The sequence below is a fragment of the Williamsia soli genome, assembly GCF_017377795.1.
In the GTDB taxonomy this organism is placed as follows: domain Bacteria; phylum Actinomycetota; class Actinomycetes; order Mycobacteriales; family Mycobacteriaceae; genus Williamsia; species Williamsia soli.
Map to the genome: position 1 here is coordinate 63,387 of NZ_JAFRDR010000015.1, position 17,226 is coordinate 80,612.

The 17,226-nt window shown below is 65.6% G+C and carries 15 protein-coding genes; 11 read left to right on the plus strand and 4 right to left on the minus strand.

Annotated features, from left to right (window positions below; translation table 11 throughout):
• Positions 1-85: 85 nt before the first annotated feature.
• The 6 genes from argS (at position 86) to rho (ending at position 8,957) form a co-directional block, all read left to right on the plus strand.
• Entirely contained in the window at positions 86-1,738 is a 1,653-nt protein-coding gene (gene argS / locus J3S28_RS26905) for an arginine--tRNA ligase (protein ID WP_207844166.1), read from the plus strand.
• Entirely contained in the window at positions 1,735-3,159 is a 1,425-nt protein-coding gene (lysA, locus tag J3S28_RS26910) for a diaminopimelate decarboxylase (RefSeq protein ID WP_207844168.1), read from the plus strand. Before argS ends, lysA begins: the two co-directional genes overlap by 4 nt.
• Positions 3,156-4,466, plus strand: a complete 1,311-nt coding sequence (locus J3S28_RS26915; protein WP_207844170.1) for a homoserine dehydrogenase — start codon at positions 3,156-3,158, stop codon at positions 4,464-4,466. The genes lysA and J3S28_RS26915 overlap by 4 nt, the downstream gene beginning before the upstream one ends.
• Complete coding sequence (gene thrC, locus J3S28_RS26920) at positions 4,459-5,535, plus strand: threonine synthase (protein WP_084835113.1); 1,077 nt, start codon at positions 4,459-4,461, stop codon at positions 5,533-5,535. Before J3S28_RS26915 ends, thrC begins: the two co-directional genes overlap by 8 nt.
• 9 nt (positions 5,536-5,544) lie before the next feature.
• Positions 5,545-6,501 carry a homoserine kinase gene (gene thrB / locus J3S28_RS26925; RefSeq protein WP_207844171.1) on the plus strand — a complete coding sequence of 319 codons (957 nt, stop codon included), beginning with the start codon at positions 5,545-5,547 and terminating at the stop codon, positions 6,499-6,501.
• Positions 6,502-6,812: 311 nt separating this feature from the next.
• Complete coding sequence (rho, locus tag J3S28_RS26930; RefSeq protein WP_207844173.1) at positions 6,813-8,957, plus strand: transcription termination factor Rho; 2,145 nt, start codon at positions 6,813-6,815, stop codon at positions 8,955-8,957.
• 105 nt (positions 8,958-9,062) lie between these two features.
• Here the strand turns inward: rho and J3S28_RS26935 are convergent, their stop codons facing one another.
• From J3S28_RS26935 to J3S28_RS26950, 4 genes are all read right to left on the minus strand, one after another.
• Positions 9,063-9,650, minus strand: a complete 588-nt coding sequence (locus J3S28_RS26935; RefSeq protein ID WP_207844175.1) for a class F sortase — start codon at positions 9,648-9,650, stop codon at positions 9,063-9,065.
• 25 nt (positions 9,651-9,675) lie between these two features.
• Positions 9,676-10,200: a hypothetical protein gene (locus tag J3S28_RS26940; protein WP_207844177.1), complete on the minus strand. Its 525-nt coding sequence runs from the start codon at positions 10,198-10,200 to the stop codon at positions 9,676-9,678.
• Between the two features lie 149 nt (positions 10,201-10,349).
• Positions 10,350-11,705 (minus strand): RNA polymerase sigma factor, encoded by a 1,356-nt coding sequence (locus tag J3S28_RS26945; protein ID WP_207844179.1) that lies wholly within the window; start codon positions 11,703-11,705, stop codon positions 10,350-10,352.
• A gap of 176 nt (positions 11,706-11,881) precedes the next feature.
• Positions 11,882-12,583 carry a thioredoxin-like domain-containing protein gene (locus J3S28_RS26950; RefSeq protein WP_207844181.1) on the minus strand — a complete coding sequence of 234 codons (702 nt, stop codon included), beginning with the start codon at positions 12,581-12,583 and terminating at the stop codon, positions 11,882-11,884.
• A gap of 204 nt (positions 12,584-12,787) precedes the next feature.
• On the opposite strand from J3S28_RS26950, the gene rpmE reads away from it, so the two are divergent.
• The 5 genes from rpmE (at position 12,788) to J3S28_RS26975 (ending at position 17,141) form a co-directional block, all read left to right on the plus strand.
• Complete coding sequence (rpmE, locus tag J3S28_RS26955; protein WP_084835109.1) at positions 12,788-13,027, plus strand: 50S ribosomal protein L31; 240 nt, start codon at positions 12,788-12,790, stop codon at positions 13,025-13,027.
• Between the two features lie 96 nt (positions 13,028-13,123).
• On the plus strand, positions 13,124-14,200 hold the full coding sequence (gene prfA / locus J3S28_RS26960; RefSeq protein ID WP_207844183.1) for a peptide chain release factor 1: 1,077 nt from the start codon (positions 13,124-13,126) through the stop codon (positions 14,198-14,200).
• Positions 14,197-15,057: a N5-glutamine methyltransferase family protein gene (locus J3S28_RS26965; protein WP_207844185.1), complete on the plus strand. Its 861-nt coding sequence runs from the start codon at positions 14,197-14,199 to the stop codon at positions 15,055-15,057. Before prfA ends, J3S28_RS26965 begins: the two co-directional genes overlap by 4 nt.
• Positions 15,054-15,707 (plus strand): L-threonylcarbamoyladenylate synthase, encoded by a 654-nt coding sequence (locus J3S28_RS26970; protein ID WP_207844187.1) that lies wholly within the window; start codon positions 15,054-15,056, stop codon positions 15,705-15,707. The genes J3S28_RS26965 and J3S28_RS26970 overlap by 4 nt, the downstream gene beginning before the upstream one ends.
• A gap of 240 nt (positions 15,708-15,947) precedes the next feature.
• Entirely contained in the window at positions 15,948-17,141 is a 1,194-nt protein-coding gene (locus J3S28_RS26975) for a glycosyltransferase family 4 protein (RefSeq protein ID WP_207844235.1), read from the plus strand.
• The last annotated feature ends 85 nt before the right edge of the window (positions 17,142-17,226 follow it).

Genomic DNA, 17,226 nt, shown 5'->3' on the forward strand with positions numbered 1-17,226 from the left:
AGCACCCCGAACTACTCCCGCCCCGGTTGCGGCGAAAGCAATGCGATTGTCATGGAGGCGGCACCGGCCAATAGGATGGTGCATCGTGACCCCCGCCGACCTCGCGGTACTGCTGCATGCCGCCACCTCCACAGTGCTCACCGACCACGGACTCGATTCGTCCGCGCTGCCGGACGCTGTTGTGGTGGAACGACCGCGCAATCCCGAGCACGGCGATTACGCCACCAACATCGCGCTGCAGCTAGGTAAGAAGGTCGGCGTGAACCCGCGTGAGCTGGCCGGATGGCTGACCGACGAGCTGCGCACCCGCGAAGGCATCGCGTCCGCCGAGATCGCCGGACCGGGATTCGTGAACATCCGTCTCGCGGCGGACGCCCAGAACGCAGTCGTCGCCGATGTCCTGGCCGGCGCCGACGCTTTCGGCACCGGAGTCCTCTACGACGGTCTCAAGGTGAACCTCGAGTTCGTGTCCGCCAACCCGACCGGACCCATCCACCTCGGTGGCACCAGGTGGGCTGCGGTCGGTGACGCCCTCGGGCGGGTCCTCTCCGCGCAGGGTGCTGCCGTGACCCGCGAGTACTACTTCAACGACCACGGCGCGCAGATCGACAGGTTCGCGCGCTCATTGCTGGCCGCCGCCTTGGGTGAGCCCACGCCCGACGACGGATACGCCGGTGCGTACATCGGCGACATCGCCTCAGCGGTGGTGGCGGCCGTGCCCGACGTGCTGGAACTGCCGGAGGATGAGCGCCTCGAGGTGTTCCGGGCTCATGGCGTCGACCTCATGTTCGCGTCCATCAAGGCGAACCTCCACGAGTTCGGCACCGACTTCGACGTCTACACCCATGAGAACAAGATGTTCGAGTCGGGCCAGGTCGATCGTGCGATCACCGAACTCAAGGCCAACGGGAACCTGTACGAGAACGATGGCGCGTGGTGGCTGCGTTCGACCGCATTCGGTGACGACAAGGACCGGGTTGTCATCAAGAGCGACGGCGAAGCCGCCTACATCGCCGGCGACATCGCGTATTTCAAGGACAAACGCGATCGCGGATTCGACCTGTGCATCTACATGCTCGGTGCCGATCACCATGGATATGTGGTGCGGCTCAAGGCTGCGGCGGCCGCGCTCGGCGATGACCCGGACCGGCTCGAGGTGCTCATCGGTCAGATGGTGAACCTCGTGCGTGACGGACAGCCGTTGCGGATGAGCAAGCGGGCGGGCACCGTCATCACGCTCGACGATCTGGTGGATGCCGTCGGGGTCGACGCCGCGCGCTATTCGCTGATCCGTTCGTCGGTGGACGTCAACATCGACATCGACCTGGACCTGCTCGTCAGTCAGTCGAACGAAAATCCGGTCTACTACGTGCAATACGCGCACGCGAGACTCGCCGCGATCGGACGCAACGCTGCCTCTCTTGGGCTCTCGCTGTCCTGCGACCATCTGGAACTGTTGACCGAAGCCGCGGAAGGCGACCTGATCCGCACCATCGGCGACTTCCCGGCGGTGGCTGCGTTGGCCGCGGAACTCCGTGAGCCACATCGGATCTGCCGCTATCTCGAGTCACTGGCGAGCACCTATCACAAGTTCTACGACCGCTGCCGGGTTCTGCCCCAAGGCGACGAAGAGCCGACCGAACTCCACGCCGCTCGACTCGCGTTGTGCGGCGCCACCCAGCAGGTCATCGCCAATGGTTTGGCGATGGTCGGCGTCAGCGCACCGGAGAGAATGTGAACGCACACCCGGCAGGCCCGCGGCACGCGGAGGTCTTGGCGGCGCCGCAGTTGGCCGAAAGGCCGAACAGTCCTGCAGAACTGGCTCAGCTGCCTGCCCATGTCTACCCGCAAGGCACCGATCGCGACGAGCACGATGTTGCGCGCATCGGTGGAATCCCGGTGACCGAGCTGGCCGAGAAGTACGGCACGCCGCTGTTCGTCATCAACGAGGACGACTTCCGTGCACGATGTGCCGAGATGGCGCGGGCGTTCGGATCTGCGCAGCACGTGCATTACGCGTCGAAGGCGTTCCTGTCCACCGAGATCGCGCGGTGGGTGCACTCCGAAGGGCTCTCGCTCGACGTCTGTTCGGCGGGCGAGTTGTCGGTGGCGCTGCGGGCCGGCTTTCCCGCCGATCGGATCGCGTTGCACGGCAACAACAAATCGTCCGCGGAGCTGGAACTGGCGGTGTCCTCCGGAGTAGAGCACGTGGTGCTCGACTCGATGATCGAGATCGACCGACTCGACGAGATCGCCGGCCGGCTCGGGGTTGTCCAGGATGTGCTCGTCCGGATCACGGTGGGCGTCGAAGCCCACACCCATGAGTTCATCTCGACCGCACACGAGGACCAGAAGTTCGGCTTCTCTCTCGCGGGCGGGCTGGCCATGGCCGCGGTTCGGCAGGTGTTCGCGACAGACAATCTCAGGCTCGTCGGCCTCCACAGCCACATCGGCTCGCAGATCTTCGACGTCGGTGGCTTCGAACTCGCGGCGCATCGCGTGCTCTCGCTGCTGCGCGACGTCGTCACGGAGTTCGGTGTCGAGAAGACCGCCCAGTTGTCGATCCTCGACCTCGGTGGTGGCCTGGGTATCTCGTACCTGCCGTCCGATGATCCGCCTCCGGTTCAAGAGGTCGCCGACAAGCTGGCGGAGATCGTGGAGCGGGAATCGGCCGCGCTGGGCCTTCCCACGCCCACCATCGCCGTGGAGCCGGGGCGGGCCATCGCCGGCCCGGCCGGTGTCACCCTGTACACGGTCGGCACGGTCAAGGATGTGCAGCTGGGACCGGGCGGAGCGCACCGTCGCTATGTGTCGGTCGACGGTGGCATGAGCGACAACATCCGAACGGCCCTGTACCAGGCCGAGTACGACGTCCGCCTGGCCTCGCGTGTCTCGCAGGCCCGTGCCGTTGTCAGTCGAGTAGTCGGAAAGCACTGCGAGAGTGGCGACATCGTCATCCGCGATTGCTGGCTACCCGACGACGTGGCACCCGGAGATGTGCTGGTGGTGGGTGCGACCGGCGCCTACTGCTACTCGATGTCGAGCCGGTACAACATGATCACGCGACCCGCGGTGGTCGCCACCCGCGGCGGTGAGGCGCGGCTGATGCTGCGTCGGGAAACCGTCGAGGATCTATTGAGCTTGGAGGTGAACGAGTGACGGAGAAGAAAGCGCGTCCGATCGGCGTCGCGGTGCTCGGAATGGGAAATGTCGGGACCGAGGTGGTGCGCATCATCACCGACAACGCCGCTGATCTCGAGGCCAGGGTGGGGGCCCCCGTCGAGTTACGTGGTGTCGCGGTGCGCGATGTCAGCAAACCCCGCGGGATCGACCCCTCGCTGCTCACCGACAAGCCCGAGGACCTCATCGTCCGGGACGACGTCGACATCGTCGTCGAACTGATCGGCGGTATCGATCCACCGCGCATGCTCATCCGAGAGGCGCTGCAGGGTGGCAAGTCGGTGGTCACGGCGAACAAAGCGCTCCTCGCCGACTACACGGGCGAGCTCGCGACCGCAGCGGCCGGCGCCAAGGTCGACCTGTATTTCGAGGCGGCCGTCGCCGGGGCGATCCCGGTGATCAGGCCACTGATGCAATCGCTCGCCGGGGACACCGTCACGCGGGTCGCCGGAATCGTGAACGGCACCACCAACTTCATCTTGTCCGCGATGGATGCCGACGGCAGCGATTACGCCGAGACGCTGGCCGAGGCCGGCCGCCTCGGATACGCCGAAGCTGATCCCACCGCTGACGTCGAGGGCTACGACGCGGCGGCCAAGGCCGCCATCCTGGCCTCGATCGCCTTCCACTCCCGCGTCACTGCGCTCAACGTCTACCGCGAGGGCATCTCCAAGATCACGACCCACGATCTGGAATCGGCCAAGGCGCTCGATTGCACGGTCAAGCTGTTGTCGATCTGTGAGCGAATCGTCGACGAGGACGGTACGCAGCGTATTTCGGCTCGCGTCTATCCGGCTCTGGTGCCGCTAGAACACCCGTTGGCGGCGGTCAGCGGTGCCTTCAACGCCGTTGTGGTGGAGGCGGAGAATGCCGGCCGACTGATGTTCTACGGGCAGGGGGCCGGCGGTGCGCCCACGGCGTCTGCTGTGCTGGGCGACATGGTGATGGCTGCGCGCAACAAGGTTCATGGGGGACGTGGCCCGCTCGAGTCGACGTACGCGTCGTTGCCGATCGCGCCGATGGGCGATGTGCGGACGCGCTACTACGTGTCGATGCGCGTCGCCGACCGTCCCGGCGTGCTCTCGACCGTGGCCGGCGAGTTCTCGTCGCGCAACATCAGTATCTCGACGGTGCGTCAGGAAGGCGCGGGTGACGACGCCCGACTGGTGGTCGTGACGCATCGCGCCCCCGACTCCGCTTTGTCGGAAACTGTTGCCGCACTGGAGAAACTGGAATCCGTGCTGAGCGTATCGAGCGTTTTGCGACTGGAGGGAACAAATGACTGAATCGGTAGTGCACAGCCGTTGGCCGGGTTTGATCGAGGCATACCGTCATCGCCTTCCGGTCCGCGACGACTGGAAAGTGGTGACTCTGCTCGAGGGTGGTACGCCGTTGATCGCTGCCCCGCACCTGTCCGAGCTGACCGGATGTGAGGTCTACCTCAAGGTCGAAGGTCTCAACCCGACCGGTTCGTTCAAGGATCGCGGTATGACGATGGCCGTGAGCAACGCCGTCAACAACGGCAAGACCGCGGTGCTCTGTGCCTCGACGGGCAACACCTCCGCCTCGGCTGCGGCGTACGCCACCCGTGCCGGGATCACCTGTGCAGTGCTGATTCCCGAGGGCAAGATCGCGATGGGCAAACTCGCCCAGGCGGTCATGCATGGCGCCAAGATCATCCAGGTCCAGGGCAATTTCGACGATTGTCTCGAACTCGCCCGGAAGGCGACCGCGGAATGGACTGAGATCGAACTGGTCAACTCCGTGAACCCGGCACGTATCGAGGGTCAGAAGACCGCCGCGTTCGAGATCATGGACGTGCTGGGTCGGGCACCGGACGTTCACGCGCTCCCGGTCGGCAACGCCGGCAACATCACCGCGTACTGGAAGGGCTACACCGAGTACCACCGCGACGGTGTCGTCGCCTCGACGCCGCGAATGCTGGGCGTCCAGGCCGCCGGCGCGGCGCCGTTGGTGTCGGGTGCACCGGTGAAGGATCCGGAGACGATCGCCACCGCGATCAGGATCGGTTCGCCCGCGAGCTGGAACCAGGCGATCGCCGCGAAGGACGAATCGGGAGGCAAGTTTCTCGCGGCAACCGACGAGAAGTTGCTGGAGGCCTACCGGCTGATCGCCGGCCGCGAAGGAGTGTTCGTCGAACCGGCCTCTGCTGCAAGCGTGGCCGGGCTGCTGGCGGCCCGGGAGGACGGCTGGATCTCTGCCGGCGAAGTCGTCGTCTGCACCGTGACCGGAAACGGACTCAAGGATCCGGACACCGCGCTCGCGGGTATACCGCCCGTCGAGGCCATCCCGGTGGATCCGGTGGCCGTGGCCCGCGCCCTGAATCTGAGCTGACCCCGCGGCATGAAATCTGTTCTCCCCGTTGGCGTCCACTCCGCAGTACGGGTGCCCGCATCGAGTGCCAACCTGGGCCCCGGCTTCGACTGTCTCGGCATCGCGCTCGGCATCTATGACGACATCTCGGCGTCGGTGGGGGAGCCCGGGCTCAGGGTCAGTGTGAGCGGAGAGGGAGCCCAGGGTGTGCCGCTGGACGACGCGCACCTGGTCGTCCGCGCGATCAACAGCGGACTACAGGCCGCGGGTGTTACGGTTCCCGGTCTTGATGTGCAGTGTCGCAACAGTATTCCCCATTCGCGTGGGCTCGGTTCGTCGGCGTCTGCCGTCGTGGGTGGGCTCGCGGTCGCCGATGGATTGGTGCGGGCCGCCGGCGTCGGGAACCCACTGTCCACCGAGACACTGATCCAGTTGGCGTCGGACTACGAGGGCCATCCCGACAACGCGTCGGCGAGTGTGTTGGGCGGAGCAGTCGTGTCCTGGTCGGAATCGTCGGTCTCCTCCGTGGGCGACGGCGCCGCGGGAAACACGCCCGGCGTCAGTTATCTCGCGAGGGCGTTGGCAGTTCACCCGGCGATCCGGGCGTTCGTGATGATCCCGCAGTTCGAGTCGTCCACCGCTGTCACGCGAGGATTGTTGCCGGACGCCGTCGCTCGAACGGACGCGGTGTTCAACGTCAGCCGCGCGGCGCTGGCCGTGGTGGCATTGACCGCCGAACCGGATCTGCTGATGCCTGCGACGCAGGACCGACTCCATCAGGAGTACCGGGCCCCGGTCATGCCCGCGACCGCCGCGCTGGTGCAGTGGTTGCGCGAGCGGGATGTCCCTGCGACGGTGTCCGGGGCAGGACCGACGGTGCTGGCCTTGACCGCATCCGAATTGCCCGCGCAGTCCCGAGACAAAGCAGCTGAGCTGGGATTTGTTCTCGATGAGGTGGAGATTGCCCCCGGAGTAGTCGTACACTGATCCTGGGTAGGTGCACGTTGCAGATATCGGGGATCCTCCGAACACGCCGTAGGCCCAGGGTGTTGCCGAGATCGCTGATCGTGGTTAGCATGTACCCGTCAAGCCGCGAAGTTTTCACGAGCGTGTTCTTCACACGACGTCAAATTCGACAGTCATAGTCCGCTGGCGTCAGCGAAGTGAAATGCGAAGCGCGGCGAACGACACAAGCCTCATAAGACCGCTGAGAATTTAGCGGCATCTCTCACCTGGCATCCAGGTGCGAGAACTTTGGCCCTCGCGAATCTACCGGCGGGGGAAGGAAAGGATATCCGTTGACGGATACGGACCTGATCACTGCACCGGGCTCGGAAAACACTCTTGATCTCGGTGGAGTCGATACTCCGAAAGCCGAACGTCGCCGTGGGACCGGGCTGTCGGGGATGGTTCTCACCGAACTTCGTGGCCTGGCCGGTGAGCTGGGCATCAAGGGTACGTCGGGCATGCGTAAGAGCGACCTGATCGCTGCCATCAAGGAGCGTCAGAGCGGTGGTTCAGCGCCGGCACCTGCCAAGACCAAGGCAGCTGCGAAGGCGCCGGCGGAGAAGTCGTCCGCGAAAACGGAGGCTCCGGCCACCGAACCGCAGCCCACTGTGGAGCCGAAGACCACCTCTCGGAGAAAAGAAGCGGCTGGCGAGCGGCCCGCTGCGGACCCCGCTGTCGAGGCACCGGGGGCCAAGGTTGCCGCAGAGCCGGCGACAGACGGCGGAGCGGGTACCTCGACGAAGGCGACCGACGGCGCCGATGACGATTCGGCCGAAGGCGGTGACCAGCGACGTCAGCGTCGCCGGGGCCGCGACGGCCAGAACGGCAATCGGGACAGCCAGAGCCGGGACAGCCAGAACCGGGATAACCAGGCCGGTGGCCAGGGCAACCAGAACCGCGACAGTAACCAGAACCGCGAGGGCAACCAGAACCGCGAGGGCAATCAGAACCGCGAGGGCAATCAGAACCGCGAGGGCAATCAGAACCGCGAGGGCAATCAGAACCGCGAGGGCAACCAGAACCGCGAGGGCGGGCAGGGCCGCGACGGCAACCGGAACCGCGACGATCAGGGTTCGGGTAATCGCAACCGCGATGACCGCGGCAACGACGGCCAGGGCCAGAACAACGGTCCGCGGGGCAACAACAACCGCGACAACGGTCCGGGTGACGATGACGAGCGCGGCGGACGTCGCGGACGGCGCTTCCGTGAGCGCCGTCGTGGACGCGATCGAGGCGATGGTCCCGGTGAGGGGCGCGGCGGCGAACCGCAGATCTCCGAAGACGATGTCTTGCAGCGGGTGGCCGGCATTCTCGATGTTCTCGACAACTACGCCTTCGTGCGGACCTCCGGATACCTGGCCGGCCCGAACGACGTCTACGTGTCGATGAACCTGATCCGCAAGAACGGCCTGCGCCGCGGTGACGCCATCACCGGTGCGGTCAAGGTGGCCAAGGACGGTGACCAGTCGAATCAGCGGCAGAAGTTCAACCCGCTCGTCCGCCTCGACTCGGTCAACGGCTCTGATGTCGAAACCGCCAAGAAGCGACCGGAGTTCGTCAAGCTGACGCCGCTGTACCCGAACCAGCGCTTACGGCTGGAGACGACGAGCGATCGTATCTCGACCCGCGTGATCGACCTGGTCATGCCGATCGGTAAAGGCCAGCGCGCGCTGATCGTGTCCCCGCCCAAGGCCGGTAAGACCACGATCCTGCAGAACATCGCCAACGCCATCTCGATCAACAACCCGGAGTGCTACCTCATGGTCGTGCTGGTCGACGAGCGGCCAGAAGAGGTCACCGACATGCAGCGCTCGGTGAAGGGTGAGGTCATTGCCTCCACCTTCGACCGTCCGCCGTCAGATCACACCTCCGTCGCCGAGCTCGCCATCGAGCGGGCGAAGCGGTTGGTCGAAGACGGCAAAGACGTTGTGGTACTTCTGGATTCGATCACCCGATTGGGTCGTGCGTACAACAACGCGTCGCCGGCCTCGGGCCGGATCCTCTCCGGTGGTGTCGATTCGACGGCGTTGTATCCGCCGAAGCGTTTCCTCGGTGCGGCTCGCAACATCGAGAACGGCGGATCGCTGACGATCATCGCCTCGGCTCTGGTCGAGACCGGTTCCACCGGCGACACGGTCATCTTCGAGGAGTTCAAGGGCACCGGCAACGCCGAGCTCAAACTGGATCGCAAGATCTCCGAGCGTCGCGTGTTCCCGGCGGTGGATGTCAACATGTCGAGCACCCGTAAGGACGAGCTGCTGCTCTCGCCCGAGGAGTTCTCGATCGTCCACAAACTGCGCCGTGTGCTCGCCGGGCTGGACTCGCAGCAGGCCATCGACCTGCTGGTCAGCCAGCTGAAGAAGACCAAGAGCAACGTCGAGTTCCTGATGCAGGTCCAAAAGACCGCACCGGGTGCGATGCGCGACGACGACTGACCCCCGCGCAAACGACAAACCCACCCGTTCCGGGCAAACCCACCTGTTGCAACAGGTGGCTTTGCCCGGAACGGGTGGGTTTGCTGCGTCGGCGGGTCGTCGAAGTCAACTGACGAGCGAGGCGAAGACAACGTAGTTGTCGTCAGTGGTGTGCCCCTCGTCCAGATGGCAGGTCACCAGGACCAGTCGACCCGGAATCGCCGACCAGACCTCGTCGTACCGTTCGAGATCGGCTTTGTCGTAGACGACCGTGGCCTGGACCACGTACGACCGTGACCCCGCCGTCGTGTCGAGCCGGATCTCGGCCCCGGGTGCGACCTCGTGGAGCGGGGTGAACACGCCGTCACCCGTGTCGATCGCGTGACCGGCGACGTACACAGTGTCGGCCGAACCCGGTTCCCCTCGGCCCGTCCACCACCAGGCGTCGTCGTTGTTGGGGGGATCGATGCCCTCGGCACCACCGTCTATCGGATTGACTCGGGCGTCGATGGAGACCGATGGGACGCTGATGTGGAGTGGTTCACCCACCGCGGCCGTCTTTGGTTCAGCAGAGGCGGTGGACCCTGACAGGACCTCGGCGGCTTGGGGTGCGGCGTTCGAATCGGTGTGGTCGCTGCAGGCGCTGATTAGGAAGGCCGCGGCGAGCGCTGCCAGTGGTGGCACGATGACCCGGGCCCGTGTCTGTGTTCTCATGACGTCTTCGCTGATCCGCGGGTGATCAGTTGGTGCGCCGGGAACGGGCCAGGGTGAGGGCCGCAGCCCCGCTGCCGACCGTGAGTGTGACAGCCGTGCCGGCGAGTAGAGCGGTGTTGTCGCTCTCGTCGCGGCCGGTATCGAAGGTGATGCGCCCGCGGTCGTCAACTTGCTGGTTCGGCTTCTCGGTGTCGACGTCGCGTTGGTCGCCGGTGCTGCCGGTCTCGGTACCGCCTTTGTTCTCCTTCTCTGTTTCCTTGTTGCCCTTGTCCTCTGTGCCTTCTTCTGGATGTTCTATGACCGGGCACAGGTTCGGCTGGACGACGCAGAGGTCGACCTTCGGCTTGATCTGCACACCGCCCTTCGGGAGGGTTACGGGTGGCTCGACGGAGATGGGAGGTTCGGGGGTCACGACATTTCCCACGCCCGGGCCCGCGAAATCGGGCCCCAGCAGGTCGTCGGCGAGTGCGGTCCCGGCTCCTGGCGCCAGGAGGGCAAACGTTGCGGCGGTCCCGATGATGAGTCGGCGGGCGGTGATGGTGATGGTCATGGCTGGCTCCTTGTTCGGTGAGGGACCGACGTGTTCGGCCTTCAGTGGTAGGAGCCGGGAGTGCCCGGAACTGCAACACTTTTTGGTTGTGGATGTACCGGGTTGTTCGTGGCGCACGTTCTGGCAGGTCAGCAGGGTGTGATCGCCGGTCAGTGCACGCTCGGCGGATCGGGTGGTGGCGGTGGCGGTGGTTGCGCCACGCAGAGCGGAGGACATGGTGCGATCCCTCCGGTGTCGTCGCCGGTGCCACCGGTGCCCCCACCGGGGTCCGGCAACGGATTGCTCGATGACGGCACAGCGATCCCGGCGGACCCCGAGACCGACGGCGATCCGGGAACGACCTCGCTCGACGGGACCCCGGGTGTCTGCGGGACCACGCCTTCCACTTCTGCTGTGGTCAGCGCGGGCCCGGTGGTGTCGGCGGCGCCGGTCGGTGTCACGGTCGGAGCCGACTCGGGAAGCCGGATCTGTCCGTTGTCCATCACCACCGAGGGTGTGGACGCGGGGTCTTCGCCACGGTCGACGATGGTGGTCGCGATCGCTGCAACAGCGATGACAACCGCGACACACGCCGCCCCACCCCACAACCACCCGCGCCGGACCGTCCGATCGGCGGCCGGGTAATCCCAGGCGGCCTGACCGGCGATCCGGGTCGGCGACCCGGACCAGCTCCGGTCGTGACCACTATCCGCAGTCTGGGCATACGCCACCAGCGCGGGCTCGGCATCGCTGATCGTCCGCGCCCGTAGTCCGAGCGGAAGGGCGAGGAGGGGGAAGAGCGCGAGGAGCGCAGCAGGGTGAAACCTTCGCTTTCGCTCATCGGTGCATGTCGGGCAGCTCTGTACGTGTTTTGCAATTCGTTTGCGCCACAACGGCGTGTACGCCCCATCCCAGTTCTGCAGCAGCGCGGTCAGACCCTCACAACCCTCGCCTCCTGTTCGCGCGATGAGTAGGGTGCCCAGGCTCTGTTCGAGGGCTTTGCGGCTGCGGGAGGTCAGGGCCGTGACATGGGACGGCCGGACCCCCAGGACGGCGGCGATCTCGGCGTTGTCGAGGTCGTGGCGCAGACTCAGTTCGACGATCTCGCGGTCCTTGGGGCTCAGTCCGCCGAGAGCTGCCCTGACCAACTCCTGGATCTCACGTCGCTGCAGACTCGCGTCCGGCTCGAAATCGGTCGCAGTTTCGTGCCAGTCCTCGAAGCTCGTCTCCCGTGTGGCACCGCGGAGAACCTTGAGGCATTCGGACCGGACGATCGCATACAGCCAGGGACGTAGCCGTTCCGGATCCCGGAGCTGCCCGATACGTGCGGCAGCGATCACAAAGCTGTCGTGGGTGACATCCGCGGCCCTGCCCGGATCTCGGAGCGTCGAATGCGCGTACGTGTTCAGGGCAGGCGCGTAGCGGTCGTAGGCGAGACCGAGTGCGCTGATGTCGCCGGTACGCAAGGCCTCGACGATCGACACGTCGATGCCTGCCGTATCACCGACCGGTTCAGGTGTGGCCATGGGTGCCCCCCTCGCCCGAACGGACGTTGACTCCTCGCGGACATCTTAACGCCGACCGACTGCCCTTTGGTGCTGTGATCAGGGCGTACGGGGGTGGCGCTCAGTCTTCATGGGTGAGAGTCGCGGGGAGGGGCGCGTGCAACAACTCCTGCTCGGAAATCTCAAATGGTCGGCGCTCAGAGGTCGTCGGGCACGTCGCCGGGACGAGGATCGAAGGGCGGCGGATCGGACTGGTCGAAGGCGGCCGGGACCGCTGCACAGGTCGCGCCCGGCTCCGGGAACCCGGATGCCGAAGGATCTTCGGGGTAGACCCCAGTCTGTGAGTTCTGCCTGGTAGCGGAGATGAACTGATCGATCCGGGGATCCTCGGCATCCGTCACCTTGAGTTGGTGCCCCCAGGACTGGACCGAGACCGGATGGTCGAGTCCCGGGTAGGGCGACATCAATGTGTAGTCGGCACCCTCTACGCGTTCGGTGAGCTGCGCGACCTCGTCAGAGTCGAGGTCATCGGGGTTGTAGGTGATCCACACCGCTCCGTGCTCGAGGGAGTGGACGGCATTCTCGGAGCGGATGGCCAACGGATAGACCACACCGGTGCACCCGGCCCATGCGTAGTCGTGCGTTCCGCCGATCGGCGGTGAGTACTGATATCGGACCCGTTGATCGCGGGCGACGTGTTTGGGAGCGGTGTAGAAGGCCATGGTGACCCCGTCGATGTCGTCCGTGGGGTCGGGATTGCCTACCGTCGGGACGAAATCCTGCGTTGATCCGCTGCCGGACGATGCCGGAACTCCATCACCTGTCTGCACCGACGTGCATGCGGTGAGGCCGATCAACAGGGCAAACCCCGCTGCTGCCGTACGTGCCATCTGTGCCATGTCGCCACCTGTCTGGCCGGAATGTTTCAGACCGGTCCGTCGTTGTGACCATCGTGCCGCACGACGCCGGCGCTGCTGACAGTCAGTATCGAGCGATTGGTAGTTCGACCAGCAGCTCTGGCATACTGAGCCACCAGAGTCCGGTTCCGGTTCACACCTTCGATCCGCGAAGGTGACCCGGCGACCATCGAAAGGGACACCAGAATGAAGCAGGGAATCCACCCCGAGTACGTCGAGACCACTGTGGTCTGCGGCTGTGGGAACACCTTCCAGACCCACTCCACCAAGGAGAACGGTCGGATCAACGTCGAGGTCTGCTCGCAGTGCCACCCGTTTTACACGGGTAAGCAGAAGATCCTCGACACCGGTGGTCGCGTCGCACGGTTCGAGAAGCGTTACGGCAAGCGCGCAGCCAAGAAGGACGACGCAGCAGCCGAAAAGTAGCTTGTCCGACCGGCGTCCATCTCTGCCTCGCGGCGGGGATGGGCGCCGGTTTTGTTTCTCCAGAACAGTCCCACCCCACGTGCAAGGAATCAGGTCATGAGCACCCCAGAGCCGTCCGCGATCGACGACATCCTCGCCGAACACGCCGGCCTGCAGTCTCAGCTGTCGGATCCGGCCCTGCACGACGATCCCGCTGCGGCTCGCCGGGTGGGCAAGCGTTTTGCGGAACTCGCGCCCATCATGGCCACCTATACCAAACTTGCCGCGGCGCAGGACGATCTGCAGGCTGCGCGGGAACTCGCGGCCGACGACAGTGCCTTCGCCGTGGAGATCCCGGAACTGGAACGGACGGTGTCCGAGCTCGACACCACCCTGACCGATCTGCTGGCACCTCGTGATCCGCACGACGGCGACGACGTGGTGCTCGAGATCAAATCCGGTGCCGGTGGCGAAGAATCAGCGTTGTTCGCCTCTGACCTCGCCCGGATGTATCTGAAGTACTGCGAACGCCATGGCTGGAAGGCCCAGACGCTGGGGCTCACCGAGTCCGACCTCGGTGGGTACAAAGACGCCACCATCTCGATCAAGTCCAAGGGTGACGGTCCGGATGGGGTATGGGCCAGACTCAAGTTCGAGGGCGGCGTGCACCGCGTCCAGCGTGTCCCGGTGACCGAATCGCAGGGCCGCATCCACACGTCGGCCGCCGGCGTACTGATCTACCCCGAACCCGATGAGGTCGAGCAGGTGCAGATCGACGAAGGCGACCTCCGGATCGACGTGTATCGCAGCTCCGGCAAAGGTGGCCAGGGTGTCAACACCACCGACTCCGCCGTCCGAATCACGCATCTCCCGACCAACATCGTCGTGACGTGCCAGAACGAGCGCTCTCAGCTGCAGAACAAGGCGCGTGCGATGCAGGTGCTCGCTGCGCGACTGCAGGCGGCGGCGGAGGAGGCCGCGAACTCGGAGGCGTCCGAGGGGCGCGCCGCACAGGTCCGTACCGTCGACCGTTCGGAGCGTATTCGTACCTACAACTTCCCAGAGAACCGCATCACCGATCACCGCATCGGATACAAGGCGAACAACCTCGACGCGGTGCTCTCCGGTGAGATGGATGCACTGCTGGACGCGCTCAAAGCCGCCGATCGCCAGGCCCGCCTCGAGGCGGAGTGAGCGTTCATGAGATCCGTCGCGAGGCGGCGGATGTCCTGGCCGCCGCCGGTGTCGACTCCCCGGGTGTCGACGCCGCATTGCTGCTTGCGCACGTCGTCGGCAGGACGGTGGGCGAGCTGGTCATGGTCGATGGTCTGACCGACGACCAACTCTCTCGTTTCCACCAGCTCGTCAGGCGGCGCGCGACCCGGGAGCCGCTGCAGCACATCGTCGGTCGGGTGCAGTTCGGTTCGGTCGAGCTGGAGGTCGGCCCCGGTGTGTTCACCCCGCGGATGGAAACCGAACTCCTCTGGTCGTGGGGATGCAAGGTGGTCGCGGCAGTGCCGGCCCCCGTCGTGGTGGATCTGTGCAGCGGGAGCGGCGCCCTCGCGCTGGCGTTGGCGGAGTCGGTCACGGGCTCACTCGTCCACGCGGTCGAGATCGACCCGGACGCGCTGACCTGGCTTCGGCGCAACCTTTCTCTCCTCCCGCAGTCGGTTCGCGAGCGAGTGGTCGTGCACCCCGGAGATGTCCGTGATCCGAATGTTCTCGCCGGGGTGTCGGCCGACCTGGTCGTCGCCAATCCGCCGTACATCCCTACCGGCACCGACCTTCCCGCGGAGGTGGCAGAGTTCGACCCCGCGCTGGCGCTGTTCGGCGGCGTCGACGGGATGTCGGTGATCACTCCGATGATCGAGACCATCGCGCGGGTGCTACGGCCGGGCGGCGCCGTCGCAATCGAGCACGACGACACGACCGGTGGCCTCGTGATGGCGGCCCTCGACACCAGCGCTGATTTCGAAGGGATCTCCCAGATGGCGGATCTCGCCGGTCGGGCGCGGTTCGTCTCGGCGCGACGTGCGAAGATGAAACCGTGAGCACTACGTTCGATTGCAGCAAACCCGACTCCCGGGCGGCCGGACTCCGCGCTGCCGTCGGCGCCGCCAAAGGCGGGCGCCTGGTCGTGATGCCCACCGACACGCTGTATGGATTGGGTTGCGACGCTTTTGATTCCGAGTCCGTGAACAGCCTCCTGGCGGCAAAGGGGCGGGGTCGCGACATGCCCGTTCCTGTGCTCGTCGGTTCGTGGACCACGATCGACGGGCTGGTGCTGTCGGTGTCTCCGACGGCCCGTGAATTGACGCGTGCCTTCTGGCCGGGGGGATTGAGTCTGATCGTGCACCAGGCGCCTTCGTTGGCCTGGGACCTGGGAGATACCCGCGGCACGGTGATGCTGCGGATGCCGCTACACCCGGTGGCCATCGACATCTTGCGAGAGGTCGGCCCGATGGCCGTCTCCAGCGCGAACATCTCGGGACGTCCGCCCGCGACGACGGCTGCCGAAGCCCGTGAGCAACTAGGGGAGTCCGTCGCCGTGTATCTCGACGGGGGACCGGCCGAGAAGGCGATGCCGTCGACCATCGTCGACCTGACGGACATGGCGCCCAAGATCGTGCGCGAGGGCGCGGTCACCGCAGAACAGATCGCCGATGTACTGGGCACGGGCGTGGAGAGTCTACGGGTCTGACAGACTCACGAAGACTGTCGACCACCGAAAGGCGCGAGCAGCTGGTCGTGAACGAACCATCGGACGTAATCGAAAGCGGCGCACGGTATTCGGCGGTGGTGAATGCCGACCCCGAGCTGGTGTTGCTGATGCAATGGGAACTCGGTCGCAGGCGGTGCTCGCGATCTGCTCGCGGGCGTTCGCTGAATTCGATGCGGGCACTAGTAGCGTTGACCCGTGCTTGCGGCCGAGACGACTTCTATGGGTGAGGGCAGCGGCATGTTGATTGCCGCCCAGTCCGGGCTCACGAGCAGCGGCGCAGGTGTGCCTCTGCGTGAATTGATGCTGGTGGGGCTCACCGCTGCGGTCATCACGTATCTGCTCACCGGACTCGTCCGGGTGATCGCCACACGCGTCGGTGCCGTCGCCGTGCCGCGAACCCGAGACGTGCACGCGGTCCCGACACCACGTCTCGGTGGCGTCGGGATGTACATCGGGGTGCTGGCCGGAATGGTGCTCGCGGGTGAGCTCCCTGCCCTGACCCGTGGGTTCGCGTACACCGACGACATGAACGCGGTGGTGGTCGCCGGCGGGGTGATCGTGCTGGTGGGAATCATCGACGACCGATGGGGGATCGACGCGCTGACCAAGTTCGTCGGGCAGCTCACGGCCGCGGGCGTTCTGGTGATCATGGGCCTGAGCTGGACGGTGCTCGCCGTGCCGTTCGGTGACATCGGCACCGTCGTCCTCGACCCCCTGCAGTCCGGTCTGCTGACGATCGCGATCACCGTGGCGACGGTCAACGCCATCAACTTCGTGGACGGCCTCGACGGACTGGCCGCAGGACTGGCTCTGATCGCGGCACTGGCGATCTGTGCGTTTTCGCTGGGCCTGCTACGCGATCAGGGCGGCGATGTCAGCTACTACCCTCCCGCGCTGATCTCGGTGATCCTGGCGGGCGCCTGCCTCGGTTTCCTACCCCACAACTTCCAGCCCGCCCGGATATTCATGGGTGATTCGGGATCAATGCTCATCGGGCTGATGCTCGCCGCCGCATCGACAAGCGCATCGGGAAGAATTGCGATCAACGCGTACGGTCCCGCTGACGTCTTCACGTTGCTCTCGCCGATCATCCTGGTCGCCGCGGTCATGTTCATCCCCATGCTGGACATGCTGATGGCCGTCGTGCGTCGCACGCGCGCGGGCGTCGGTTTCTACACACCCGACAAGATGCACCTGCACCATCGCCTGCTCGAGATCGGCCACTCCCACCGACGTGTGGTGTTGCTCATCTATCTGTGGGTGGGTGTACTCGCCTTCAGTGCGGCGGCGAGCACGGTGTTCTCCGCGTCGGTTGTCCTTCCCTTGCTCGGGGGCGGACTGATCCTGGCGATGGTCGCGACGATCGTGCCGCGGCTGCGCAGGCGAAACAGGGGTCGTCCGGCGACCGTGTGAGGGCGGCGCGGAGCCACCGGCGGCGGTCGCGTAGCCTCTTACAAAGTACGACCTAACCCGGACATTCGGGGCATTACCGGGCGTA

Coding starts and splice junctions, on each gene's coding strand:
- J3S28_RS26975 (WP_207844235.1), top strand. CDS start 15,948: ATGGGTGAGGGCAGCGGCATGTTGATTGCCGCCCAGTCCGGGCTCACG.
- thrC (WP_084835113.1), top strand. CDS start 4,459: ATGACTGAATCGGTAGTGCACAGCCGTTGGCCGGGTTTGATCGAGGCA.
- J3S28_RS26935 (WP_207844175.1), bottom strand. CDS start 9,650: ATGAGAACACAGACACGGGCCCGGGTCATCGTGCCACCACTGGCAGCG.
- rpmE (WP_084835109.1), top strand. CDS start 12,788: ATGAAGCAGGGAATCCACCCCGAGTACGTCGAGACCACTGTGGTCTGC.
- thrB (WP_207844171.1), top strand. CDS start 5,545: ATGAAATCTGTTCTCCCCGTTGGCGTCCACTCCGCAGTACGGGTGCCC.
- J3S28_RS26950 (WP_207844181.1), bottom strand. CDS start 12,583: ATGGCACAGATGGCACGTACGGCAGCAGCGGGGTTTGCCCTGTTGATC.
- J3S28_RS26945 (WP_207844179.1), bottom strand. CDS start 11,705: ATGGCCACACCTGAACCGGTCGGTGATACGGCAGGCATCGACGTGTCG.
- J3S28_RS26940 (WP_207844177.1), bottom strand. CDS start 10,200: ATGACCATCACCATCACCGCCCGCCGACTCATCATCGGGACCGCCGCA.
- prfA (WP_207844183.1), top strand. CDS start 13,124: ATGAGCACCCCAGAGCCGTCCGCGATCGACGACATCCTCGCCGAACAC.